Here is a 22,218-nt window from a genome sequence, read left to right on the forward strand (position 1 = left end):
CCTCCACGCGAGGGGAGGCCCGGCCTCGTTCCGCCCCGCCCTCGTTCCGCCCCGGCCGTGACAAATTGGTGGCGAACCTCCGGGGGCCGCAACACAATTCACCCATGACACGGCCCCTGCTGCTCCTCGACGTGGACGGACCGCTCAATCCGTACGCCGCGCCGGCCACCCGCCGGCCGGACGGCTACGACACCCACCGGATGCTGCCCCCGTCGTGGCTGGCGCGCCGCCCGCCGTGGTCCGAGCGGCGGGTGCGGTCGTTGCGGGTCCGGCTGAACCCGGCGCACGGGCCGGAGTTGCTGGCCCTGCCGTACGAACTGGTCTGGGCGACCACCTGGATGGACGAGGCGAACACCTACATAGCCCCCCTGATCGGCCTGCCCGAACTCCCCTACATCCGGTGGACGGAGGTCTTCGGCGTGGATCCGGACGGCCTGCACTGGAAGACCCGGGACGTGGTGGCCTGGGCGGCCGGGCGGCCCTTCGTCTGGGTGGACGACGAACTCGGCCCGCAGGACGCCGAGTGGATCGCCGCCCACCACCCCGGTCCGGCGCTCGCCCTCCACGTCAACCCCCGGATCGGCCTGCGCGCGGGCGACTTCGCGACCCTGCGGGACTGGGCGGCCGGCGACGGGGCGGTCGGCGGCGGGGCGGTCGGCGGCGGGGTGGACGGTGGCGGGGTGGACGGCGGCGGGGTGGACGGTGGCGGGGCGGACGGCGGAGGGGCGGACGGCCGGTGATCGGGACGGTCGAACGGCTGCGGCGCTACCCGGTGAAGTCGCTGCTGGGGGAGGAGCTCGGGGGGTCCGTCGAGGTGACCGCGCGCGGCCTGGCCGGGGACCGCGGCCGCGCCCTGCTGGACGTCGCGACCGGCCGGGTCGCCAGCGCCAAGAACCCGCGCCGGTGGGCCGGACTGCTCGACTACACCGCGACGGCCACCGCGGGCGGCGGCGTGGCCGTCACCGGTCCGGACGGGCGGCCGGTGGACGAGGCGGAGCTGTCCGAGGCGCTCGGCCGCAAGGTCGTGCTGATCGCCGACCGGCCGCCCGGCGCGGCGATCGAGCGGGCGGTGCCCGAGGAGGTGCTGGCGCGCGGCGTCGCGGCCGAGGTCGAGGTCACCGTCAACGAGTTGGGCCGTGCCGCGCCGGAGGGCACCTTCTTCGACTTCGCCCCCGTGCACCTGATCACCACGGCCACGCTCGCCGCGACCGGCACCGGCGGGGAGGCGGAGCGCTACCGCCCGAACCTGGTGATCCGCGTCGAGGACGAGGGCTACGTCGAGAACGCCTGGGTGGGGCGGGAGTTGGCGATCGGCCCGACGCTGCGGCTGCGCGTCCTGGTGCCGACCCCGCGCTGCGCCGTCCCCACCCTGCGGCACGGCCCGCTGCCCCGCCGCACCGCGGCCCTGCGGGTGCCCGCCGAGCAGAACCGGCTGGTCCCGCTGGAGGGCATGCCCGCGCTGCCCTGCGCCGGGGTGTACGCGCAGGTGCTGGTGCCCGGGCGGATCGGGCCGGGCGACGCGGTAGGGCTGGTGGGGTAGGGCTGGTGGCGGAGAGCCTGGCTGCGTCGGGGCGTCGGGACGTCGGGGTACGGGACCGGGGGAGCGGCCCGGGTCGGCGGCTCAGGCCTCGGCGAGCACCGCGGCGAGCGCGTCCAGGAAGCGGTCGGTGGTGGCCTCGTCCCGGACGGCGATGCGCAGCCACTCCTCGCCCAGCCCGGGGAAGGTGTCCCCACGCCGGACCGCGAAGCCGTGCGCGCGCAGCCGCTCCCGGACGGCCGCCGCGCCCGGCAGCCGCACCAGCACGAAGGACGCGGCCGGCTCGCCGTACATCCGCACGGACGGGAACGCGGCCAGGCCCTTGCACAGGTGGGCGCGCCACAGCGCCAGTTCGGCGGCGGCCTGCTCCGCCTCGGCCAGTGCTGCCGGGGTGCTGCAGGCCTCGGCGGCCGCGAGGGCCGGGGTGGAGACCGGCCAGAGCGGCTGGGCGGCGCCGAGCGCGGCGATCAGCGGGGCCGGCCCGAGCACGTAGCCGATCCGCAGTCCGGCCAGGCCCCAGGTCTTGGTGAGGCTGCGCAGGACGACGACCCGTCCGGGCAGCCCGCGGGCGGCGGCGAGGGACTCCCGCTCGCCCGGCACGGTGTCCATGAACGCCTCGTCCACCACGAGGGTGCGCCCGGGCCGGGCGAGGGCGGCGACGGCCTCGGCGGGGTGCAGGACGGAGGTCGGGTTGGTCGGGTTGCCGAGCACGACGAGGTCGGCCTCCTCGGGCACGGCGCCCAGCCGGAACCCGTCCCCGGGGGAGAGCAGCACCCGGTGCACCCGGTGCCCGGCGTCCCGCAGTGCCGCCTCCGGCTCGGTGAACTGCGGGTGCACCACGACGATGTGACGTGCCGTCAGGACACGCGCCAGCAGGACGAAGGCCTCGGCGGCCCCGGAGGTGAGCAGCACCTCGTCCGCCGGCCGCCGGTGCCGGGCGGCCACCGCGGCGCGGGCGGCGCCCTGGTCGGGGTAGGCGGCGAGGTCGCCGAGGGTGGCCGCGAGGCGCTCGCGCAGCCAGGCCGGCGGCGTGCCGGTGCGGACGTTGACGGCCAGGTCGACCAGGCCGAGCCCGTCGGCGCGCACCTCGGCGTCACCGTGGTGGCGCAGGTCGGGTTCGGTCGCGGTCACGCGGGGTCTCCTTGCGGGTGGCCGGGCAGGCCGGGGACGCGGTGGACGTCGTACGGGCCGGGCGGGACGGCGAGCCCGGTGCCGTCGCCGAGCGCGACCAGGGCGACGGCCTGTCCGAGCGAGGCGAGGTCGACGGCCGTCCGGGCGTGGTCCCCGGCGGTGATCCGCCGGGTGCCGGGCCGCAGCAGTCCGGCGATCGACTCGACGGCCCCGACGGCCTCGACGGGGCCCACGACGCTGTGGACGCGCCGCAGTTCGGCCGCCGCGCGCGGCACCAGGAGGTCCGGTTCCCCGGGGCCGAGGCCGACCAGGGCGAGCCGCCCGCGCACCGCGGACCGCGCGACCGCGACCGTCGCCAGGGCCGACTTCCGCTTGGCGACGACGAGTTCACCGCCGGGCGCGCTGGCCAGCGCCGCCGCCTCGGCGACGCTGGGGCTGCCGACGGCCGCCCCGACCAGGTCGGAGGGGTTCGGCACCGCCACCGTGGCCAGGACGTCCGCCGGGTGTTCGTCCACGGGGACGGAGCCGAGGCAGAACGCCGCCCAGCGCACCGCCGGGTGGTCCGCCTTGCCCGTCACCGTCGCCAGCCGGGCGACCGACCCGCGGGACAGGCCCGCGTCCCGGAGCGCGTCCAGCAGCAGCCGGATCACCTCGGTGTGCTCGGCGCGGGCGCCCGCGCCGACCCCGACGACGAGGCTGCGCGGCTGTGTCGGGAGCCCGCCCTCGGCCGGGCGGGTCCGGTCGCCGTGCTGCTGGTCGCCGTGCTGCTGGTCGCGGTGCTGCCGGGCGCCGTGCTGCTGGTCGCCGTGCTGCCGGTCGGTCTGGCGCAGGCCGGAGGCGGGGGGTGCGTCGGCAGGTGCGTCGCCGCCGGCCGGAGCCGGCGTGCCGGTCAGGACCGCCCGCACGCCGAGCAGCGCGGCCAGTTCCACCGCCAGCTCCTCGGCACCGGTGTCGCGCCCGGTCAGCGGGACGGCGTACCGCAGGTCGAGGTCCAGGCTGACCAGGCCGGGGCGGCGCCGGCCGGGCGGGAGGCCGTCCGCGTACAGCCGTACGGTGGCGGCGACGGGGGCCAGGCAGACCACCAGGTCGTGCCGGTCCAGGGCGTACGCCAGGGCCTCGGTCGGGCCGAAGCAGGCGGAGACGCGGGCCTGGTGGATGCGGGTGGTGTCGGGCCAGGCGGCGTGGATCTCCTCGGCCAGCAGGCGTCCGGACGCGCCGAGGGCGACCAGTCCGATCACGTACCGCACTCCTTCGTCCCGGGGGCAGGATCCGCCGGGCGGGCCCGAGCCCCCGTGATCCCACCACGCCCGGGCGGAACGGGTCAATCCGGACGACTGTGACGTCGACCGCCCGCGGGCGGCAGGTGTTCGTCTGTTCTTCACCTGCCTTGTGCCGTACACGACACCGCAGCGATCCTACTGTTCTCGGCGCTCCAGCCAGGCAGCCCCGACGCACGGAGGACCCGATGGCCTTCGCACGACTCCGCACCCCCGGAACCTCCCCCCTCCGAAGCCCCCGGCGCACCCTCGGCCGGCTCGGCCGGCTCGGCCGGCTCGGCCGGCTCGGCCGACTCGGCCCGCTCGCCGGCGACCCCAGTACCGCCACCGCCACGGCCACCGCCGCCGTCGTCGTCACCGACCTCCGGAACTGACGCCCGTGTACGTCGCGGACTCCCGCAGCTCCAAGGCTCCCGCCGCCCCCGGCCCGGCCGCCGCCCCCGGCCTCCCGGGGCGGCGCGGCGCCGCCTGGCGCGCCGTGCCGGGCACCGTCCTCGCCCTCGGCGCCGTCAGCCTGGTCACCGACGTCTCCTCCGAGATGGTCAGCGCCGTGCTGCCGCTCTACCTGCTCACCGGCCTCGGTCTCTCCCCGCTCGGCTTCGGCCTGCTGGACGGCATCCAGAACGGCTTCAGCGCGCTCGTCCGGCTCGCGGGCGGCCACCTCGCCGACCGTCGCGGCCGCGACGGGGCCGCCCGGCACAAGGCCGTCGCCGCCGTCGGCTACGGGCTGTCGGCGCTCTGCAAACCGCTGCTGCTGCTCGCCCACACCGTGCCGCTGATCGGCGCCGTGATCGCCGTCGACCGCACCGGCAAGGGCCTGCGCACCGCCCCCCGGGACGCGATGATCTCGCTCGCCACCGAACCCGCCCACCGCGGCCGGGCGTTCGGCGTCCACCGGGCGATGGACACCGCCGGCGCCCTGCTCGGCCCGCTCACCGCCTTCCTGGTGCTGCGGCTGGCCGGTGGCCCGCTGCTCGCCGACGGCGGCGAACGACACGGCTACGACGCGGTGTTCACGGTCAGCGCCTGCATCGCCGTCCTGGGCGTGCTGATCCTGCTGCTGTTCGTGCCCGGCCGGCAGCCGGCCGACGAACCGTCGACCGCCGCCCCCTCGTTGCGCGACAGCCTCACCCTGCTGCGCCTGCCCGGGCTCCGCCGGCTCACCCTCTGCGCCGTGCTGCTCGGCCTCACCACCGTCAGCGACTCCTTCCTCTACCTGCTCGTCCAGCGGCGGCTCGACCTCCCCACCCACCTCTTCCCGCTGCTGCCGCTCGGCACCGCCGCGGCCTTCCTGCTGCTCGCCGTCCCGCTCGGCGCGCTGGCCGACCGGATCGGCCGCCGCCGGCTCTTCCTCGCCGGGCACGCGCTCCTGCTGCTCGCGTACGGGCTGCTGCTGTTCTCACCGGTCAGCGGGGTGCCCGCGGTGGTCTGCGTGCTGCTGCTGCACGGCGCCTTCTACGCCGCCACCGACGGGGTGCTGGCCGCCGCGGCGGCGGACGCCGTCCCGGCCGAGCAGCGCGGCGCCGGGCTCGCGCTGGTCGGCACCGGGCAGGCGCTGGCCCGGTTCGCCTGCTCGCTGCTGTTCGGCGCGCTGTGGAGCGCGGTCGGCGGGACCGCCGCGCTGGGCTGGTCGGCCGGCGCGCTCGCGCTGTGCGTGCTCGGTGCGACGGCGGTGCTGCGCGAGGCCGGGGGGCCCGACGAGCCCGGGACGGCCGCGTCCACGCCGCCCGCGTCCGCTCCGAATCCATCCGAGGCCGTCGCATCCCGGACCGCCGCATCCCAGACCGCCGCATCCGAGACCGCCGCCCCCGAGGACCCCAGGTGAACCGACTCCAGAACCGGACCAGAGTGCTCGTCCTGCTGATCGCCGTGCTGCTGCTCGGGGCCGTCGGCACCGGGGCCGTCCTCCACGCGGCCGACCGCACCGCCCGCCGCGACCAGGACCAGCCCGGCGGCCCCGCCGTCACCGGGGGCACCGTCACGCTCGGGGATCCCGCGGGCGGGCGCCGACTCGTCTTCCGCAACATGGCCTGGGGGCCGCACCGCGACGAGCTGACCGCCGTCCCCGCGGACCGGCCCGACGGCCCGCGCACCGCCTCCGGCGTCCGGTGCCTGCGCTTCTACGCCGCCGCCGGCACCGGCATCTGCCTCCAGGCCCAGCACGGCGCCCTGGAGGACACCTACCGCGCGGTCGTCCTCGACGACCACCTGCGCGAGCGCCGCGCCTTCCCGGCCGCCGGCATCCCCACCCGATCCCGCGTCTCGCCGTCCGGCCACCTCGCCGCCTGGACGGTCTTCGTCAGCGGCGACTCGTACGCGGGGACCGACTTCTCCACCCGCACCTCCATCGTCGACGTCCGCGACTGGAACCTGCGGGAGAACCTCGAGGAGTTCGCCGTCGTCAAGGACGGCAGGCCGTACCAGGCCCACGACGTCAACATCTGGGGCGTCACCTTCGCCGACGACGACGCCTTCTACGCCACCCTCGCCACCGGGGGCCGGACCTACCTGGTCCGCGGCGACCTCGCCGCCCGCACCCTCACCACCCTGCACGAGAACGTCGAGTGCCCCTCGCTCTCCCCGGACGGCACCCGCATCGCCTACAAGAAGCGCGTCCCCGGCCTGTCCGCCGACGCGCCCTGGCGCCTCTACGTCCTCGACCTCGCCACCATGACCGAGACCGCCACCGCCGAGCAGCGCAACATCGACGACCAGGCGGTCTGGTCCGGCCGGGGCGACCTGCTCTACGCCCTGCCCGGTGACTACGGCGCCGACCTGTGGACCGTCCCCGCCGACGGGAGCGGCGCCGCGCGGCGGGTCACCGAGGCGGCTCTAGCCCCCGCCTACCAGGGCTGAGGAACTCTCGGATACGGTCCCTCGTCGAGCACAATGACGTCCTGATCGAACGGGGGAACGAGAACCGTGGACGGCATCCCACCGGAGCGGACGGTCACCGACTCCTGGCCGGTCCTGCACGGCCGACCGGTCCTGCGGCGCACCGTCGCCGTCGGGCTGGTGCTCTGCGTCTCCGTCGCGGCGGCTCTGGTCGTGCGCGGCGTCAACTCGCTGACGATCGGGCTGGACGGCCGCGAGACGGACCGCGACCGCGCCGAACTGCTCGCCGGCCTCCATCCCTCCCAGCACCCGGGCGCCGACCGGTACTACGTCCCGGTCGGCGCCGTGTACACGCGCACCGCGGACGGCGCCCCCGTCGCCTACCTGCACTACCGGGTCACCGGCCGGGGCGTCGGCCTCGGCGACTTCCTGCGCACCTACGACCTCCCCGCCCCCGGCGCCGCGGCCCCGCTGCCGCCCGACCTCGCCAAGGCCCTCGGCGGCGACGAGCCGGTCGAGGCGCCGGAGCTCCCGGAGACCGCCGCGGACGTCCCGCCGCCCTCGCCGACCCCGACGCCCACGGCCGTGCCCTCGCCGACCCTGACGCCCACGGCCACGCCCACGCCGGCCCCGCTGGTCACGGCGACGGTCACGCCCGGCCCGTCCCCGGCCGCGGTGGCCGACGCGGCGTCCCCCGGGCTCCTGGCGGCCGACACCGATCCGGGCGCCCCGGACGGGGATCCGAGCGGCGACCCGGGCCCGGACCCGGACGCGGATCCGGACGCCGCCCCGGACTCCGAGCCCCGGACGGACACCGACGCCGGGACGGCCGACCCGGTGCCGCCCACCCCCGACCCATCACCCACCCCCGCCCCCGAAGTGACGGTGACACCCTCGCCGGCGCCCACGACGACCGCCGGGCCGAGGCCGACGCCCGCCCGCACCCCGGCCACCGCCCGCCGCATCTACGTCGCCACCATCCCGGGCGGCCCCCCGGGCGCGGCCGACATCTACGTCCGGGCCAGCGGCTGAGCGCGGCGCCACCCGCACGGCCGAGGCCCCGCCGGTGAACGGCGGGGCCTCGGGCTGTTCTGAGGGGGGCGCGGGGGCGGGTCGTCCGGTGTCCGGCCGGACGGCTCAGCCGGTCAGGCCGGCGACGGCCGCGACGGTGACGGGGTGTCCCATGGTCTCGATGCGCCAGGCCGCGAGGGCCTGGTAGGCGGGGGAGCCGTACCAGCCGTGGGCGTCGGCCTCGGTGGGGAACTCCAGGATCGCGGTCCTGGTGTACGCGGTGTCCCCCTCCAGCCGGGCCGGGGCGCCGAAGGCGAGCAGTCGGCCCCGGTAGGGCTCCATCGTGGCGCCGACGTTGGCGAGGTAGTGGCCGAGGGCGGCGTCGGGGGTCAGGTCGGTGCGGGTGATGACGACGTAGTGCACGGTGTGTTCCTCGTTTTCCTTGATCCGGGTCAGTCGGTCGGTCGGCCAGTGGGGCGGCGGGTCAGCGGGTGGCGGGTACCGCGGGGGTGGCGGGTACGGCGGGTGTGCGGGGCGCGGCGGCCGTGCGGGGGGTGACCCGTTCGGCGGGGCCGGTCGCTGCGGCGGCCTCGCCCGGTGCCGCGGGGGCCGGCCGCCGGGCCGGTGCCTGGCCCGCGAACATCGCGCCGAGGGCGAGCAGCAGCCCGAGGAGCTGCCATCCGGTGAGGGTCTGGCCGAGGACGACGAGGCCGCCGACGGTCGCGACCACCGGGTTGACCAGTCCGAGGAAGGAGGTCGGCCCGGCACCCAGCCGTTCGATGCCGCGGAACCAGAGCACGTACCCGAGGGCGGTGCTGAACAGTCCGAGGTAGGCGAAGCCGGCCAGGTTGGCGGCGCTCAGCGCGGGCGGCGCACCCTCGACGAGGCCGGCGAGCGGTACCAGGAAGAGCGAGCCGGCCAGCAGCTGCCAGGCCGTCAGGTCGAGCAGCGTGGCGCCCTCGGGGCGGCCCCAGCGCCGGGTGAGGACGGTGCCCGTGGCCATCAGCGCGATCGCGGTGACCATCGCGGCGATCCCGACGCCGTCCAGCCGGGCGCCGGCCTTCAGCACCAGCAGAGCGACGCCGCCGAGGCCGGCCAGCCCGGCGAGCAGGGCCCGCCGCCCCGGCCGCACCCCGAGCACGCCGGCCGAGAGCCCGGCGACGAGCAGGGGCTGGATCGCCCCGATGGTGGCCGCGACGCCGCCGGGGAGCCGGTAGGCGCCGACGAAGGTGAGCGGGAAGAACAGTCCGATGTTCAGCATGCCGAGCACCGCCGCCCGCCCCCACCAGCGCCCCTTGGGCAGTCTGCGGCCGATCAGCAGCAGGAGCAGCCCGGCCGGCAGGGCGCGCAGGGCGGCGAGCAGCAGCGGCCGGCCGTCGGGCAGCAGCTGGGTGGTCACCAGGTAGGTCGTGCCCCAGGCCGCCGGTGCGAGCGCCGCGGTGACCGCTACTCCTGCTCGGGTCCCGAACATGGAATCCCCCTCAACGTTGATTATCTGAACGTTGAGATAAGTTCTACGCCCTGAAGTGAGTGAACGTCAAGTATGTGAATGTTAAGATAGTTGTCGGCGGTCCGCCCGGGCCGCAGGGAGGTGGCCGACCATGCAGCAGCGCGACACCGTCGACGACATCGTGGACCAGTGGACCAGGACCCGCCCGGACCTCAACGCCGAGGCCATCGGTCTGATCGGCCGGATGCGACGCCTCAACATCCGGGTCGACGGCGCCCTGCGGGAGTACTTCGCCTCCTGCGGTCTGGACTCCTCCGAGTTCGACGTCCTGGCCACCCTCCGCCGCTCCGGCGAGCCCTACGAACTCAACGCCCGCGCCCTGCTCAAGGCCGCGATGGTCACCTCCGGCGCCATCACCAACCGGGTCGACCGGCTGTCCGCCAAGGGCCTGGTCGAGCGCGGCCCCTGCCCGGACGACCGCCGCGCCGTCCTGGTGCGCCTCACTCCGGCGGGCAAGGAGCTCATCGACTCCGCCCTGGACGGCCACGTCCGCAACGAGGAACGCATCCTCGCCGCCCTCGACCCCGCCGAGCGCGCCCGGCTCGACGCCCTGCTGCGCAAACTCCTCATCGCCCACGGCGACACCGAGCCCCTCTAGCCGCACCCCCTCCAGAGATGGTGGCGCGGATCGTCGCGCCGCCTGACGGGAAGTCGACAGGGGTGGGTGTGGGATCGCCCGGGAGCCCTATACTCCGGGTGCGCGATCGGCCAAGGGGGAGAGCATGAGCGTGGTCGTCCTCGTCGTACCGGTGGTCCTGCTGCTCGTGCTGCTGGTGGTGCGGGTGGTGTCGCTGCCGCTGCTGGTCTGGATCCAGCGGGGGGCGCGGCAGCGGGCGGCGGCCGCCGTGGGCGCGGGTGCGCCGGCCAGTCTGGCGCCGTTCATCGCCGCGCCCGTCGTGGGGCTCGTCTGCGTGGTGGGGCTGGAAGTCCTGCTGTTCGCCGGCGAAACGCCCCTCCTGCGGATGCTGCGGGAGCCGATCGACCCCGACAACGCGCGCTACCTGGGCGTGGCGGCTCACCTGGCGCTGCACACGGCGGAGCCCTGGTACCTCGCCCCGGCGGTCTCGGCCCTGGTGCTCTGGTTGCTGTTCTGGTACCTGACCCAGCGCAACCTGCTGACCCGCCGCATGCCGGCACGGGTCTGGGCGGCACGCGCCACCCGGCTCCGGGTCCTGGCCCTGCTCGCCGCCCGCGCGGTGATCGGCGCGTTCGTCCTGCCGTACTGGCTGATCCTGGCCGTCATGCTGTTCCAGATCGGCGCGACGGTCACGAGCAGGAAGCACGAGCCGGTCGTCGCCGGGCCGGACGCCGCCGCGCCGGCCGCGCCGGCCGCGCCGGCCGCGCCGGCCGCGCCGGCCGCACCGACCGCGCCGACCGCGCCGACGGCACCCGTGAGCCGCGCGGTCGCGGCCACCCCGCCGCCGCCGTACGTCCCGACGCAGCACGTTCCGGCGGCCCAGCCCGTCCAGCCCGTCCCGCCCGCCCAGCCGTTCGCGGCGCCCGCGCAGCCGGCCCGGCCCCTCGCCGGGCAGCCCCTCGGGCAGCACGAGCCGCGGACGATCGGTGGCTACCAGCTGCTCGGGCGGATCGGCTCCGGCGGCATGGGCACGGTGTACCTGGCGCAGCGCCAGGGCTCCGCCACGCAGGTCGCGCTGAAGACCATCAACCTCGAACTGCTCACCGACACCGAGCTGTTGCGCCGCTTCCAACGGGAGTCCGAGGTGCTGGCGATGGTGCCCGGCGCCTACACCGCCCGGGTGCTCGACTCCGGGGTGGACGCCGGCCGGCCCTTCCTGGCCATGGAGCTCCTGGACGGCCGCCCGCTGGACGTCCACCTGCGCGAGCAGGGGCCGATCCGTTCCGCGGAGGCGTTGCGCGCCCTCGCGCTGGCGCTGGCGGTGGCCCTGTCCGGAGTGCACCGGCTCGGGCTCGTCCACCGGGACCTCAAGCCCGCCAACATCATGCTGACCACGGCCGGCCCGCGGCTGCTCGACTTCGGCATCGCGGCGATCGTGGACGGCACCCGGCTGACGATGACCGGCGGCGGGCCGGGCACGCTGACGTACATGGCGCCGGAGCAGTTCGGGGACGAGCCGGTCGGCACGGCCGCCGACGTGTGGGCCTGGGCGTGCTGCGTGGTGTGCGCGGCGCACGGCGCCAGCCCGTTCGCGGCGACCAGCACGGGGGCGGTGATCCGCCGGATCGTGGACACCGGGCCCGAACCGGCCGCGCTGGCGGCGGTCCAGGCCCTCGACCCGGCGCTCGCGGCCGTCGTCACCCGTGCCCTGGCGGTCGACCCGGCGGAGCGCCCGGCGGACGGCACCGGCCTGCTGGCCGCGCTGGAGGCGGCCCGGTCGACGGCGCCGGACCCGGCGGCCCTCCACGAGCAGATCACCCGGGGCTGGCGGACCCTCGCGCTGTAGGGTCCGCCCTCAGGCTTGGGCGGCTGCGGCCAGTCGTGCGGCGATCAGCCCGGCGCAGTCGCCGGGTGCGGTCCGGGAGGTGTCCACGAGCAGGTCGTACGAGACGCCCCGGTGGACGGACTCGGCCTGGGCGGCCGCCATGCCGGGGACCCGGTCGCCGCGCGCGGCCTCCCGGGCGGCGGCCACGGCCGGCTCGCAGTGCACGCCGACCCAGAGCACGTCCAGGCCGTCCAGCGCGGCGCGCCACCCGCTGCTGCGAGGCGGCGCCGCCGAGGAGGACCTCGTCCACCACGATCCGCGCCCCGGCCCGGGCCATCGCCGCGACGCCGAGCGTCCAGGCGGCGTCCAGGGCCGCGAAGGCCGGTCCGACGCCGACCGTGCCGTCCCCGTCCGCCAGGCCGCCGATGCCCTCGCCGCCGTCCCGCAGCCGGGCCGGCAGCGCGTCGACCAGGGTGTCCGCGCCGAGGTGCAGCCACGGGTCCGGGAGCCGCCCCTGGAGGAGCCGGGCGATGCTGGACTTGCCGGAGCTGGAGCCGCCGTTGAGGACGATCACGTGCATGCCCGCATCCTAGGGGCGCTCCCTAGGCGCGAGCGCCTCGTCCCGTCCCGGCGTCGAACGCCGCCGCGGCCGCCGCGAACGAGGCCGCCAGGGCGGGCGATCCGGCCCAGTGCAGGTGGAGGTAGGAGGCGTGCACGGTGCCGCCGGCGAAGCCCTCGGTGCGTGGGCCGGTGGGCAGGTGCCAGCCCCAGGCGGGGTGGTCGCCGGCACCCGGTTCGCAGACCGTCCGGTGGAACTCGTGGCCGCGCAGGCGGGTGCCGGCCGGGGCGAGCGGGGAGTCGTGCAGGGCGACGGCCTCCCGGTAGCCGAGGGTGAGGCGTTCGGTCATCCGGGCGCAGGTGTCCAGGACGCCGCACATCGGCAGGCCGTCCAGTTCCCGCCCCAGGTAGAGCAGTCCGGCGCACTCGGCGGCGATCGGGCCGCCGCCCGCGGCGAACGCGGCGATGGCGCCGCGCAGTTCGGCGTTCCCGCTGAGCTCCCGCACGTAGAGTTCGGGGAACCCGCCGCCGATGACGAGGCCGGCGGTGCCCTCCGGCAGCGCGGAGGCGTGCAGCGGGTCGAACGGGACGACCTGCGCGCCCGCGGCGGTGAGCAGTTCGGCGTTCTCGGCGTACGAGAAGGAGAACGCGGCCCCGCCGGCCACGGCGATCCGCGGCGCCCCGGGGACGGGTGCGACCTCGGCGGTCGGGTCCCACGGGTCGTCGGCCAGGTCGGGTGCGGTGCGGGCGAGTTCGAGCAGCGCGTCCAGGTCGACGGAGGAGGCGACGAGCTCGCCCATGTCGGCGACGGCCTTGAGGGCCTCCGCCGAGCGTTCCACCGCGGGGATCAGCCCGAGGTGGCGGGAGGGCGTGGCGACGGCGGCGGAGCGGCGCAGCGCGCCGAGGACGGGGACGCCGGAGCCCTCCTCCAGGGCCTCCCGCAGGAGGTGCTCGTGCCGGTCGGAGGCGACCCGGTTGAGGATCACCCCGGCCAGCCGGACCTCCGGGTCCCAGGAGGCGAAGCCGTGCACCAGCGCGGCCACCGAGCGGGACTGCGAGGAGCCGTCGACCACCAGCACCACCGGGGCCCTCAGGAGCTTGGCGACGTGGGCGGTGGAGGCCAGCTCGCCGCGCCCGGACGCCCCGTCGAACAGGCCCATGACCCCCTCGACCACCGCCACGTCCGCTCCGGCCGCGCCGTGCAGGAACAGCGGTGCGACCCGTTCCGGCCCGCAGAGGAAGGCGTCCAGGTTGCGGCCCGGGCGCCCGGCGGCGAGCGCGTGGTAGCCCGGGTCGATGTAGTCGGGGCCGACCTTGTGCGGGGACACCGCCAGCCCGCGCGCGGCGAGTGCCGCGATCAGGCCGGTGGCGACGGTGGTCTTGCCGGCGCCCGAGGAGGGCGCGGCGATGACGAGGCGGGGGATGTTCACGTTCTCGGGGCTACCACTCGATACCGCGCTGGCCCTTGCGGCCGGCGTCCATGGGGTGCTTCACCTTGGTCATCTCGGTGACCAGGTCGGCGGCGCCGGTCAGCGCCTCGGGTGCGTACCGGCCGGTGATGACGACGTGCTGGCTGCCGGGGCGGTCCTCGAGCACGGCCACCACCTCGGCCGGGTCGATCCACCCCCAGTGCATCGGGTAGGTGAACTCGTCCAGCACGTAGAAGCGGTAGGTCTCGGCGGCGAGGTCGCGCTTGACCTGCTCCCAGCCCTCCTTGGCCGCCTCCTCGCTGGTCATCTCCTGCTCGGCGGAGCGCTGGATCCAGGACCAGCCGGAGCCCATCTTGTGCCAGTCGACGGTGCCGCCCTCGCCGGAGGCGCCGAGGACGCGCAGTGCGTTCTCCTCGCCGACCTTCCACTTGGCGGACTTCACGAACTGGAACACCCCGACCGACCAGCCCTGGTTCCAGGCCCGCAGCGCCATGCCGAAGGCGGCCGTGGACTTGCCCTTCCCGGGGCCGGTGTGCACGGCGGTGATCGGCTGGGTACGGCGCTGGCGGGTCGTCAGGCCGTCGTCGGGGACGCTTTCGGGGACACCCTTGGGCATGTCGGCTCAGGCCGCCTTTCGCATCGAGGTGGTGACGGGTCGGTTGGCGCGGACGAGCGAGGCGACGCCCTCGGCGCGCAGCTCGTCCAGGCTGACGGCGCTGCCGCCGAGCAGCCCGGCCAGGGTGCGGGCGAGGCCGAGGCGGACGGGGCCGGACTCGCAGTCCAGCACGACGCTGGCGGTGCGCTGGGCGGCGAGGAGCCCGGCGGCGCGCCGGGAGTCGGCGAGCGCGTCGCGTCCGCCGGTGGCGCGGCCGTCGGTCACCAGGACCAGCAGCGGCCGGCGGTCGGGGTCGCGGAGCCGTTCCACCCGCAGCACCTCGTGCGCGCGCAGCAGCCCGGCGGCCAGCGGGGTCCGGCCGCCGGTGGGCAGCGACTCCAGCCGGGCGGCGCCGACCTCCACGGACGAGGTGGGCGGCAGGGCCAGCTCGGCGCCGGTGCCGCGGAAGGTGATCATGCCGATCTTGTCGCGGCGCTGGTAGGCGTCCATCAGCAGGGACAGCACGGCGCCCTTGACGGCGGTCATCCGCTGCCGGGCCGCCATCGAGCCGGAGGCGTCCACGACGAACAGCACCAGGTTGGACTCGCGGCCGCGGCGCACCTGCTCCCGGAAGTCGTCCTTGTGCAGCACCAGGGCGCGGCCGTCGCGCCCGCGGGCGACCTGGTGCGGCGCGGCGGCCTGCAGGGTGGCGGTGAGGTGCAGCCGGCTGAGGGTGCCCTGCGGCCGGCGGGCGCGCACGGTGTGGCCGGCGCTGGTCTCGGCGGGGGAGCGGCGGCCCTGGGCGCCGCGGCCGGTGCCCTGGACGGTGAACAGCCGGGTCCGGTACGGGTCGCCGGCCGCGACCGGCGCCGACTCCCGGGCGGGGGCGGGGTGCTGGGCCGGGACGGGCTGCGGCTCGGGTGCTCCGGCCTCCGCCGGGGCGTCCGCGGGGGCGGGCTCCGGGGCGGAGGTCTCCGGGGCCGCGTCGCCGGTCGGCTCGGGTGCGCCGCCGCCGTCGGGGCCGCCGTCGCCCGGGCCGCCGTCACTGCCGCCGTCCGGGCCGTCCCCGTCCGGGTCGCCGCCGTCGGGGCCGTCGCCCTCCGGTTCGGGTTCGGGCTCGGTCTCCGGCTGGGCGTGCTCCTCCAGCGTCCGTTCCAGCTGCTCCTCGTCCAGCCCCGGGGCGTCGAAGGGGTTGCGGCGGCGCCGGTGCGGCAGGGCCAGCCGGGCGGCCTTGCGGACGTCCTCCTCCAGCACCTCCGTGCGTCCGTCCCAGGCGGCGAGCGCGACGGCGGTGCGGGCCATCACGATGTCGGCGCGCAGCCCGTCCACCTCGAACGCGGCGCACACCGCGGTGATCTGCCGCAGTGCGGTGTCGGTCAGCTCGACCTCCGGGAGCAGCTCCCGGGCGGCGGTGATGCGCCCGGCGAGCGCCCGCTCGTCCTCGGCGAACCGCGCGGCGAAGCCGGCCGGGTCCGCGTCGTAGGCGAGCCGGCGGCGGACCACCTCGGCCCGCTCGGCGGGCTCCCGGGTGGCGGCGATCTCGACGGTGAGGCCGAAGCGGTCGAGCAGCTGCGGCCGCAGCTCGCCCTCCTCCGGGTTCATCGTGCCGACCAGCAGGAAGCGGGCCGCGTGCCGCACCGACACGCCCTCGCGCTCGACGTAGGAGCGGCCCATCGCGGCGGCGTCCAGCAGCAGGTCCACCACGTGGTCCTGCAGCAGGTTGACCTCGTCGATGTAGAGCACGCCGCGGTGCGCCTTGGCGAGCAGCCCCGGCTCGTACGCCTTGACGCCCTCGGCCAGCGCCCGCTCGAGGTCGAGCGAGCCGACGATCCGGTCCTCGGCCACGCCGACCGGCAACTCGACCAGCTGGGAAGGGCGTTCGTGGCTGCCGGCGGCCGGGTGCGGGCCGTCGGGGCACTGCGGGTCCGGCCCGGCCGGGTCGCAGGCGAAGCGGCAGCCGTCGACGGCGGCGATGGACGGCAGCAGGCCGGCCAGGGCGCGCACCATCGTCGACTTCGCGGTGCCCTTCTCGCCGCGCACGAGCACGCCGCCCACGGCCGGGGAGACCGCGTTGAGCAGCAGCCCGAGGCGCAGGTCGGCCATGCCGACGATCGCGGTGAACGGATAGCGGACGTCACTCATGCATACTCCCCAGGTGCCCCGGGCGCCAGGAACGGCAGCGATCCGGCCGCCGGCACCCCGCCCTCGATCAGCTTCCAGAGCGCGTCGGTGTCCGCGTGCTCCTCGATCAGGTCGCCCAGCCGGTCCAGCCGGGCCTCGCGCGCCTCGGCGAAGGACGTGTCCGGCGCGGGCACGAACGCGCGGCCCGCCGATGCGGCGACCTCGCGCAGGAGTTCGCGGCGGAACCCGTCGTTCTCCAGCGCGCCGTGCCAGGTGGTGCCCCAGACCTGGCCGACCCGGCAGCCGTCCAGGAAGGGCTCGCCGCCCTCCACCTCGACCACCCCGTGGTGGATCTCGTAGCCCTCGACCCGGTGCCCGTACGCCTCGCCGACCGGCCGGCCGAGCACCTTCTCGGCGCCGAACCGCACGCGCGTCGGCAGCAGCCCGAGACCGGCGACCTCGCCGGCCCCGGACTCCACCTCGTCGACGATCGAGCCCGCCAGCATCTGGTAGCCGCCGCAGACCCCGAGCACCGGCAGCCCGGCCGCCGCGCGGGCCTTCAGCGCCGGTTCCAGGCCGCGCTCGCGCAGCCAGGCCAGGTCGGCGACGGTGGCCCGGGTGCCGGGCAGCACCACCAGGTCGGCGTCGGCCAGCTCCTCCGGCCGGGTCGCCCAGCGCACCAGCACGCCCGGCTCCTGCGCGAGCGCGTCCACGTCGGTGAAGTTGGAGAGCCGGGGGAAGCGCACCACGGCCACCCGCAGCACGTCCGCTCCGAGCGGGCCGCGGCCGTCCACCCGGTCCACCACGGTCGACAGGTCCAGCGAGTCCTCGGCGTCCAGCCACAGGCCCGGCAGCATCGGCAGGGTGCCCAGCACCGGGCGGCCGGTCAGCCCGTGGAGCATCTCCAGCCCGGGGGCGAGCAGTCGGGCGTCGCCGCGGAACTTGTTGACGAACCAGCCGGCCACGTGCCGCTGGTCCTCCGCGGACAGCAGCGCCAGCGTCCCGTACATGGCCGCGAAGACGCCGCCGCGGTCGATGTCGCCGACCACCACCACGGGCAGTCCGGCCGCGGTGGCCAGGCCCATGTTGGCGATGTCCCGGTCGCGCAGGTTGATCTCTGCGGGCGAGCCGGCGCCCTCGCAGACCACCACGTCGTAGCGGCGGCGCAGGTCCGCCAGGCACTCCAGGGCCCGCTCCAGCAGGACGGGCTTGCGCTCGCGGTAGTCCAGCGCACCGACCTCGGCGACCGGCCGGCCGAGCAGCACGACCTGGCTGCGGCCGTCGGCGCCGGGCTTGAGCAGCACCGGGTTCATGGCCGCCTCCGGCTCCACCCGGGCGGCCTGCGCCTGCATCGCCTGGGCCCGGCCGATCTCGGCGCCGTCGGCGGTGACGAAGGAGTTCAGCGACATGTTCTGCGCCTTGAACGGCGCCACCGCGACCCCGCGGCGGGCCAGCCAGCGGCAGATGCCCGCCGTCACCACGCTCTTGCCCGCGTCCGAGGTCGTCCCTGCGACCAGCAGCGCGTTGCTCATGCCCGTCCCTTTCCGCTTCTGCTTCCGCGGCCGGCCAGCAGTCGCAGTGCGACGTGCCCCGCCACGGTCGTACCCAGGGCCAGCGCGCCCACCCGCCGGGAGAGCACGCAGGCCCGCTCGATGTCGTCCACCGTGACCGGCCGCAGTTCGGCGCCCAGGACGGGTCGGTGCTCGACCCGTTCGCCGTACTGCAGGGTGCCGCCCAGCCGGACGCCGACCGCGCCCGCGAAGGCGGACTCGGCCTGGCCGGCGTTCGGGCTCGGGTGCGCCGAGCCGTCCCGGCGCCAGACCCGCCAGGCGGTGCGCGGCTGCGGCGCGGCGGCGACGGTCAGCAGGGCGGTCAGCCGGGCGCCCGGCCAGCCCGCCACGTCGTCCAGCCGGGCCGAGGCCCAGCCGAACCGGGCGTGGCGCGGCGAGCGGTGGCCGACCATGGCGTCCAGGGTGTTCACCGCGCGGAACGCCAGCAGCCCCGGCGTGCCCGCCAGCGCGCCCCAGACGAGCGCGTTGACGACGGCGTCGGCGGTGTTCTCGGCCACCGACTCGACCACCGCGCGGGCGATCTGCTGCTCGTCCAGCGCGCTCGGGTCGCGCCCGCACAGGTGCGGCAGCCGGGCCCGGGCCGCCGTCAGGTCGCCCGCGGCCAGCGAGCGGCCGATGGTGCGGGCCTCCCGGGTCAGCGAGGTGCCGCCGAGCACCGTCCAGGTCGCGGCGGCGGCCAGGGCCGCGCGGCCGAGCGGGCGCCGGCCCGCGGTGCGGTCCAGGGCCACCGCGGCGGCGGCCACGGTGCCCGCGCACAGGGCCGTGTAGCCGGCGCCGGTCGCCCGGTCGTCCCGCCAGAGCCGGCGCTCGAGCCGGGCCGCGGCGGAGCCGAAGACGGCCACCGGGTGGCCGCGGCGGGGGTCGGCGTAGCGGGCGTCGGCGGCGTAGCCCGCGAGGGCGCCCAGCGCGAACGCCGCCGCGCGGGTCAGCGGGCGCACGTCGGGTGCGGCGGGTTCGCGGGGGCGGCGGCCGGGTGCGGCGGGACCGGGGGGTGTGGCGGAAGGCAGCGTCGGGTCCGGCGGGGCGGGGCAGCCTGCATCGCGTGCGTGTCCTCACTCAGGGTCCGCGCCCTGGCTCGACGTAGCGGGGGCGAGAGTCTCCTGGCTTCCGGGTCGGACGCACCCCCGGGCCTTCCAGCGGCTTCTGACGGCGCGCCGTGGCAACCTGCCGAGCGTGCTCCCCGGTGACAGTGGCGGGACCGCGCCGGACTCGCACCGGCTTCCTCTGCATGCCTCCGTTTGGCCCCCGGATCCCATCACGCGGCCGAACCGGGAGTCAACCGAGGTCACGGAGGGGTTGGTCACACGGGACCGGGGGCCGCGGGGCGCCCGCGGGCTCCCGGCCGGGCGGCGGCGACGGGCGGCGGGGCCCGCGCCGGCACCTCCGTCGGTACCTCCGATCCGCCCGCCCGCAGGGGCATGACACCCTGTGCGATCGTCCAGCGGTCCGTAGGGACCTCCAGGGCCGCTTCGTGTGTTCGGCGGCTGGGGCCGGCCGCCACCCGCACCTACCGTTCGTTCCCATGCGACGCAGACAGCCCCCCGCCCTGCCCCCGGTGCCGTTCTCGCCGGGCGCCGCCCGAGCCCACCGGGCCGGCCTCGGCCTGACCCCCGACCAGGTCGTCGGCGGGATGGCCGCGCACGGCGTCCGCCTGCTGCCCACCCACGTCCTCGCCTGGGAGAGCGGCGAGCTGCGGCCGACCGAGGAGGAGTTCATCGCGCTGGCCCGCGCGCTCTGGTGCCCCGCCGTCCAGTTGATGGGCACCCGCCCCACCCGGCTGCGGGACTTCCGGGTCGCCCGCGAACTCCACCAGGACGCCGCCGCCCGCCGGATCGGGGTCGCCCTGCGCCGCTACCAGGACGCCGAGCTGACCGGCCGGTGGGACGGCGACGAGGCCCAGACCCACGCGCTCGCCCAGGTGCTCGGCCTGCGGCTGCGCGAGCTCGTCGACGTCACCGGCCGCCGCGAGGAGCTCGACCGGTGCCTGCGCCAGTGCGTGGACGGCCGCTGGCAGGCCCACGTCCGGGCCGTCGCCCGTATCGTGCCGGTCCACGAGGACGACCTGGCGGCCGTGCTGACGGCCCTCCAGCAGGAGAACCAGGTCTCCTCCCACTGGGGCAGCGGCAGTTGGGGCTCCCCGGCCGCCGCGGCGCCGGACCCGGTCCGCGAGCAGCCGTTGGCGGAGCGCTTCTGGGAGCTGCTCGGGCGGCGCCGGACCGACATCCCGGTCTGACGCCGCGGCCCGCCCCCGCCCGCCCGCGCCGAACCGCCGCCCGTACCCCTCCAGCCCGCCCGCCTCCCGCCCGCCGCCCACACCCCCGCCGGCCGCCCCGCCGTGCCCCGGACGGCCCAGCCCGGTGGCCGCCCGGCCGCCCTCCCGGTGAACTGGTGCTCGAACACCGTCCGGTCCAAGACCGTCCGACCGTCAGAGCGGGGAGCGATATGCGTTGGGGAACCGCGGCCGTCGTGGCCGCCGCCGCCGTCGGTGCCGGGGCCGCCGTCCTGGTCATCGGCCGCCGGGCCTCCGAACGGACGGTCCGCCCGGCCGCCGCCGTCGAGGGCTCCGGCCCCGTCCTGGTGCAGAGCCTGGCGGCCGGCCGGATCACCTTCACCCGGCGCCCCGCGAGCCTGCGCCCGGGCCGCTGGGCGGTCGAGTGGGACGACCACGGCCACGCCGTCGTCGAGGACGTCCTGCACAGCGACGAGCAGGGCGTGACCCGCAAGCTCCTGCGCGCCGACCGCGGCACCCTCACGCCCGGCACCGAGGTCCGCTTCACCCCGCGCGTCCACCTCGGCGACCCGACCGCGGCGCTCGGCCTCCCGTACCGCGAGACCGCCGCGGACGGCGAGCTCGGCGCGCTGCCGGTCTGGTTCCTCGACGGCAAGCGCGGCACCTGGGTGATCCTGGTGCACGGCCCCGGCGGCGACCGGCAGCAGACCCTCCCGGTGCTCCCCGTCCTGGACCGGCTCTCGATGCCCGCCCTGGCGGTCACCTACCGGGGTGACGAGGGCGCCCCGGCCTCGCCGGACGGGCTCAGCCACTTCGGCGAGACGGAGTGGCGCGACGTCGAGTCGGCGATGCGCCTGGCGCTGGACAACGGGGCCGGCCGGGTCATCCTGTACGGCTGGTCGGTGGGCGCCACCATGGTCCTGCAGGCGGCGGCCCGCTCCTCCTGGGCGCACGCGATCAGCGGGATCGTGCTGGACTCGCCCGTCCTGGACCTGCCCGCCACCGCCCGCCGCCGCGCCGCGCGGGCCGGGTACACCGGCCCCGCCGCCGAGCTCGGCGCGCTGGCCGCGGAGGGCCGCACGGGGGTCGACCTCGCCGACTTCACCCGGATCGCCGAGGGTGCCGACCTGCGGGTGCCCACCCTCCTGATGCACAGCCCGGACGACCAGCTCGCGCCCTTCCGCAGCGCGGAGCGCCTCGCCGGGCTCCGCCAGGACGTGGTCAGCCTGCAAACCTTCCCGGGGGCCGACCACGCCGCGCTCTGGAACTCGGCCCCCACCCACTACACCGAACTCCTGCGCCGCTGGCTCACCCCCCTGCTCTGATCCGTCCGGGCGGCGACCGCCCCCCGCGGCCGCCCGCGGGAGGCGCGGGGGGCGCGGAAACGTCGGCGCGCAAAGGCGGCTGCGGAAAGGCGGGGTGGAATGGCGGGGTGGACGCGGCCGGCGGCACCCCGGGGCCGGTGTCGTTCGAACGGCCGACTTCCGACGGCACCCGCTCCCTGCCGGCCCTCGTCGGCCGTGTGCGGAAAGTCGGCCGGGCCGACTTTCCACGCCATTCCCGGTGGTCGCGCCAGGCCGTTCCGGCGGCTCCGGAATTCCTCGCGGCGGCCGGTTCCGGACGGGTGAGGAATGCCGTTTCAGCCGGATTTCCACACCGTCACCCGCATGATCGGCAAACGCCGTCAATCGTCCCCGAAGATCCTCGCCGCGGCCGGTGCCGGGGTGGTCGACGGGCACGGAAAGTGACCGGACGGACGGGGAGCGCGACCGGCGCCGAGGCCCTCCCACCAGGCTGGCATGGCCCCGCCACACGTTTCCGGCCAGGCGGTTTGCCTCTGTTGCCCGATCTTGTGGAGGTGCTGTGGACGACAGCCCGTCCGTACGGCCAACCGGATGTGACAGAAGGCCGGTACAAGGGGAAGACTGCTCGACGTGACGTCTCGGAATCCGCGCGACCGTGATGCCCCGCTCCCGCCGACGATCGGTACCGGTGCGACGGTGACCCGTC

19 protein-coding genes, 1 pseudogene and 1 riboswitch are annotated in these 22,218 nt (G+C 76.7%); of the genes and pseudogenes, 10 read left to right on the top strand and 10 right to left on the bottom strand.

The window, feature by feature from the left end; all coding sequences use genetic code 11:
* Positions 1 to 104 precede the first annotated feature (104 nt).
* Both ACIRS1_RS23590 and ACIRS1_RS23595 read left to right on the top strand, forming a co-directional pair.
* Positions 105 to 740 (top strand): hypothetical protein, encoded by a 636-nt coding sequence (locus tag ACIRS1_RS23590; RefSeq protein ID WP_402842999.1) that lies wholly within the window; start codon positions 105 to 107, stop codon positions 738 to 740.
* Positions 737 to 1,540: an MOSC domain-containing protein gene (locus tag ACIRS1_RS23595; RefSeq protein WP_402843002.1), complete on the top strand. Its 804-nt coding sequence runs from the start codon at positions 737 to 739 to the stop codon at positions 1,538 to 1,540. The genes ACIRS1_RS23590 and ACIRS1_RS23595 overlap by 4 nt, the downstream gene beginning before the upstream one ends.
* An 81-nt stretch (positions 1,541 to 1,621) precedes the next feature.
* Here the strand turns inward: ACIRS1_RS23595 and cobC are convergent, their stop codons facing one another.
* Together cobC and ACIRS1_RS23605 are read right to left on the bottom strand one after the other, a co-directional pair.
* Complete coding sequence (gene cobC, locus ACIRS1_RS23600) at positions 1,622 to 2,668, bottom strand: Rv2231c family pyridoxal phosphate-dependent protein CobC (RefSeq protein WP_402843004.1); 1,047 nt, start codon at positions 2,666 to 2,668, stop codon at positions 1,622 to 1,624.
* Positions 2,665 to 3,906, bottom strand: a complete 1,242-nt coding sequence (locus ACIRS1_RS23605) for a cobalamin biosynthesis protein (RefSeq protein WP_402843007.1) — start codon at positions 3,904 to 3,906, stop codon at positions 2,665 to 2,667. The genes cobC and ACIRS1_RS23605 overlap by 4 nt, the downstream gene beginning before the upstream one ends.
* A 227-nt stretch (positions 3,907 to 4,133) precedes the next feature.
* Between ACIRS1_RS23605 and ACIRS1_RS23610 the strand changes: the two genes are divergently transcribed.
* The 4 genes from ACIRS1_RS23610 to ACIRS1_RS23625 all read left to right on the top strand — a co-directional run bounded on the left by ACIRS1_RS23610 (position 4,134) and on the right by ACIRS1_RS23625 (position 7,812).
* Positions 4,134 to 4,319 carry a hypothetical protein gene (locus ACIRS1_RS23610; RefSeq protein ID WP_402843010.1) on the top strand — a complete coding sequence of 62 codons (186 nt, stop codon included), beginning with the start codon at positions 4,134 to 4,136 and terminating at the stop codon, positions 4,317 to 4,319.
* Positions 4,320 to 4,324: 5 nt separating this feature from the next.
* Positions 4,325 to 5,770, top strand: coding sequence for an MFS transporter (locus tag ACIRS1_RS23615; RefSeq protein ID WP_402843013.1), 1,446 nt, complete (start codon positions 4,325 to 4,327; stop codon positions 5,768 to 5,770).
* Positions 5,767 to 6,801, top strand: coding sequence for a TolB family protein (locus ACIRS1_RS23620; RefSeq protein ID WP_402843016.1), 1,035 nt, complete (start codon positions 5,767 to 5,769; stop codon positions 6,799 to 6,801). The genes ACIRS1_RS23615 and ACIRS1_RS23620 overlap by 4 nt, the downstream gene beginning before the upstream one ends.
* A gap of 66 nt (positions 6,802 to 6,867) precedes the next feature.
* Positions 6,868 to 7,812: a hypothetical protein gene (locus tag ACIRS1_RS23625; protein ID WP_402843019.1), complete on the top strand. Its 945-nt coding sequence runs from the start codon at positions 6,868 to 6,870 to the stop codon at positions 7,810 to 7,812.
* 105 nt (positions 7,813 to 7,917) lie between these two features.
* Here ACIRS1_RS23625 and ACIRS1_RS23630 read toward each other — a convergent pair whose 3' ends face one another.
* Positions 7,918 to 8,214 carry a DUF1330 domain-containing protein gene (locus ACIRS1_RS23630; protein WP_360211698.1) on the bottom strand — a complete coding sequence of 99 codons (297 nt, stop codon included), beginning with the start codon at positions 8,212 to 8,214 and terminating at the stop codon, positions 7,918 to 7,920.
* A gap of 61 nt (positions 8,215 to 8,275) precedes the next feature.
* On the bottom strand, positions 8,276 to 9,262 hold the full coding sequence (locus ACIRS1_RS23635; RefSeq protein WP_402843020.1) for an EamA family transporter: 987 nt from the start codon (positions 9,260 to 9,262) through the stop codon (positions 8,276 to 8,278).
* 130 nt (positions 9,263 to 9,392) lie between these two features.
* Here ACIRS1_RS23635 and ACIRS1_RS23640 point away from each other — a divergent pair, with 130 nt between their 5' ends.
* Both ACIRS1_RS23640 and ACIRS1_RS23645 read left to right on the top strand, forming a co-directional pair.
* The gene (locus tag ACIRS1_RS23640; RefSeq protein WP_360211704.1) at positions 9,393 to 9,899 is read left to right on the top strand and encodes a MarR family transcriptional regulator; all 507 of its coding nucleotides are present in this window, start codon (positions 9,393 to 9,395) and stop codon (positions 9,897 to 9,899) included.
* A 124-nt stretch (positions 9,900 to 10,023) separates the two neighbouring features.
* Entirely contained in the window at positions 10,024 to 11,724 is a 1,701-nt protein-coding gene (locus ACIRS1_RS23645) for a serine/threonine-protein kinase (protein ID WP_402843023.1), read from the top strand.
* Positions 11,725 to 11,733: 9 nt separating this feature from the next.
* Here ACIRS1_RS23645 and cpt read toward each other — a convergent pair.
* From cpt to ACIRS1_RS23675, 6 genes and pseudogenes are all read right to left on the bottom strand, one after another.
* A pseudogene (cpt, locus tag ACIRS1_RS23650) lies at positions 11,734 to 12,283 on the bottom strand (chloramphenicol phosphotransferase CPT).
* A gap of 22 nt (positions 12,284 to 12,305) precedes the next feature.
* Positions 12,306 to 13,691, bottom strand: a complete 1,386-nt coding sequence (locus tag ACIRS1_RS23655; protein WP_402843025.1) for a cobyrinate a,c-diamide synthase — start codon at positions 13,689 to 13,691, stop codon at positions 12,306 to 12,308.
* 10 nt (positions 13,692 to 13,701) lie between these two features.
* Complete coding sequence (cobO, locus tag ACIRS1_RS23660) at positions 13,702 to 14,307, bottom strand: cob(I)yrinic acid a,c-diamide adenosyltransferase (protein ID WP_360211719.1); 606 nt, start codon at positions 14,305 to 14,307, stop codon at positions 13,702 to 13,704.
* Between the two features lie 6 nt (positions 14,308 to 14,313).
* Positions 14,314 to 16,428 carry a putative cobaltochelatase gene (locus ACIRS1_RS23665; RefSeq protein ID WP_402843027.1) on the bottom strand — a complete coding sequence of 705 codons (2,115 nt, stop codon included), beginning with the start codon at positions 16,426 to 16,428 and terminating at the stop codon, positions 14,314 to 14,316.
* Complete coding sequence (locus tag ACIRS1_RS23670; protein ID WP_402843029.1) at positions 16,425 to 17,939, bottom strand: cobyric acid synthase; 1,515 nt, start codon at positions 17,937 to 17,939, stop codon at positions 16,425 to 16,427. The genes ACIRS1_RS23665 and ACIRS1_RS23670 overlap by 4 nt, the downstream gene beginning before the upstream one ends.
* Positions 17,936 to 18,916 carry a cobalamin biosynthesis protein gene (locus tag ACIRS1_RS23675; protein ID WP_360211728.1) on the bottom strand — a complete coding sequence of 327 codons (981 nt, stop codon included), beginning with the start codon at positions 18,914 to 18,916 and terminating at the stop codon, positions 17,936 to 17,938. The genes ACIRS1_RS23670 and ACIRS1_RS23675 overlap by 4 nt, the downstream gene beginning before the upstream one ends.
* A 155-nt stretch (positions 18,917 to 19,071) precedes the next feature.
* Positions 19,072 to 19,204, bottom strand: a riboswitch (cobalamin riboswitch).
* A 296-nt stretch (positions 19,205 to 19,500) separates the two neighbouring features.
* Between ACIRS1_RS23675 and ACIRS1_RS23680 the strand changes: the two genes are divergently transcribed.
* Both ACIRS1_RS23680 and ACIRS1_RS23685 read left to right on the top strand, forming a co-directional pair.
* Entirely contained in the window at positions 19,501 to 20,211 is a 711-nt protein-coding gene (locus ACIRS1_RS23680) for a transcriptional regulator (protein ID WP_402843030.1), read from the top strand.
* 209 nt (positions 20,212 to 20,420) lie between these two features.
* On the top strand, positions 20,421 to 21,533 hold the full coding sequence (locus ACIRS1_RS23685; protein WP_402843032.1) for an alpha/beta hydrolase family protein: 1,113 nt from the start codon (positions 20,421 to 20,423) through the stop codon (positions 21,531 to 21,533).
* Positions 21,534 to 22,218: the final 685 nt, after the last annotated feature.

The sequence above is a fragment of the Kitasatospora sp. NPDC101176 genome (assembly GCF_044768035.1).
GTDB lineage: Bacteria > Actinomycetota > Actinomycetes > Streptomycetales > Streptomycetaceae > Kitasatospora.

What these genes read in the sequence shown, in the direction of transcription:
- ACIRS1_RS23645 (WP_402843023.1), top strand. Translation starts at nt 10,024, where the DNA reads ATGAGCGTGGTCGTCCTCGTCGTACCGGTGGTCCTGCTGCTCGTGCTG.
- ACIRS1_RS23665 (WP_402843027.1), bottom strand. Translation starts at nt 16,428, where the DNA reads ATGAGTGACGTCCGCTATCCGTTCACCGCGATCGTCGGCATGGCCGAC.
- ACIRS1_RS23685 (WP_402843032.1), top strand. Translation starts at nt 20,421, where the DNA reads ATGCGTTGGGGAACCGCGGCCGTCGTGGCCGCCGCCGCCGTCGGTGCC.
- ACIRS1_RS23590 (WP_402842999.1), top strand. Translation starts at nt 105, where the DNA reads ATGACACGGCCCCTGCTGCTCCTCGACGTGGACGGACCGCTCAATCCG.
- ACIRS1_RS23635 (WP_402843020.1), bottom strand. Translation starts at nt 9,262, where the DNA reads ATGTTCGGGACCCGAGCAGGAGTAGCGGTCACCGCGGCGCTCGCACCG.
- ACIRS1_RS23610 (WP_402843010.1), top strand. Translation starts at nt 4,134, where the DNA reads ATGGCCTTCGCACGACTCCGCACCCCCGGAACCTCCCCCCTCCGAAGC.
- ACIRS1_RS23640 (WP_360211704.1), top strand. Translation starts at nt 9,393, where the DNA reads ATGCAGCAGCGCGACACCGTCGACGACATCGTGGACCAGTGGACCAGG.
- ACIRS1_RS23680 (WP_402843030.1), top strand. Translation starts at nt 19,501, where the DNA reads ATGCGACGCAGACAGCCCCCCGCCCTGCCCCCGGTGCCGTTCTCGCCG.
- cobO (WP_360211719.1), bottom strand. Translation starts at nt 14,307, where the DNA reads ATGCCCAAGGGTGTCCCCGAAAGCGTCCCCGACGACGGCCTGACGACC.
- ACIRS1_RS23670 (WP_402843029.1), bottom strand. Translation starts at nt 17,939, where the DNA reads ATGAGCAACGCGCTGCTGGTCGCAGGGACGACCTCGGACGCGGGCAAG.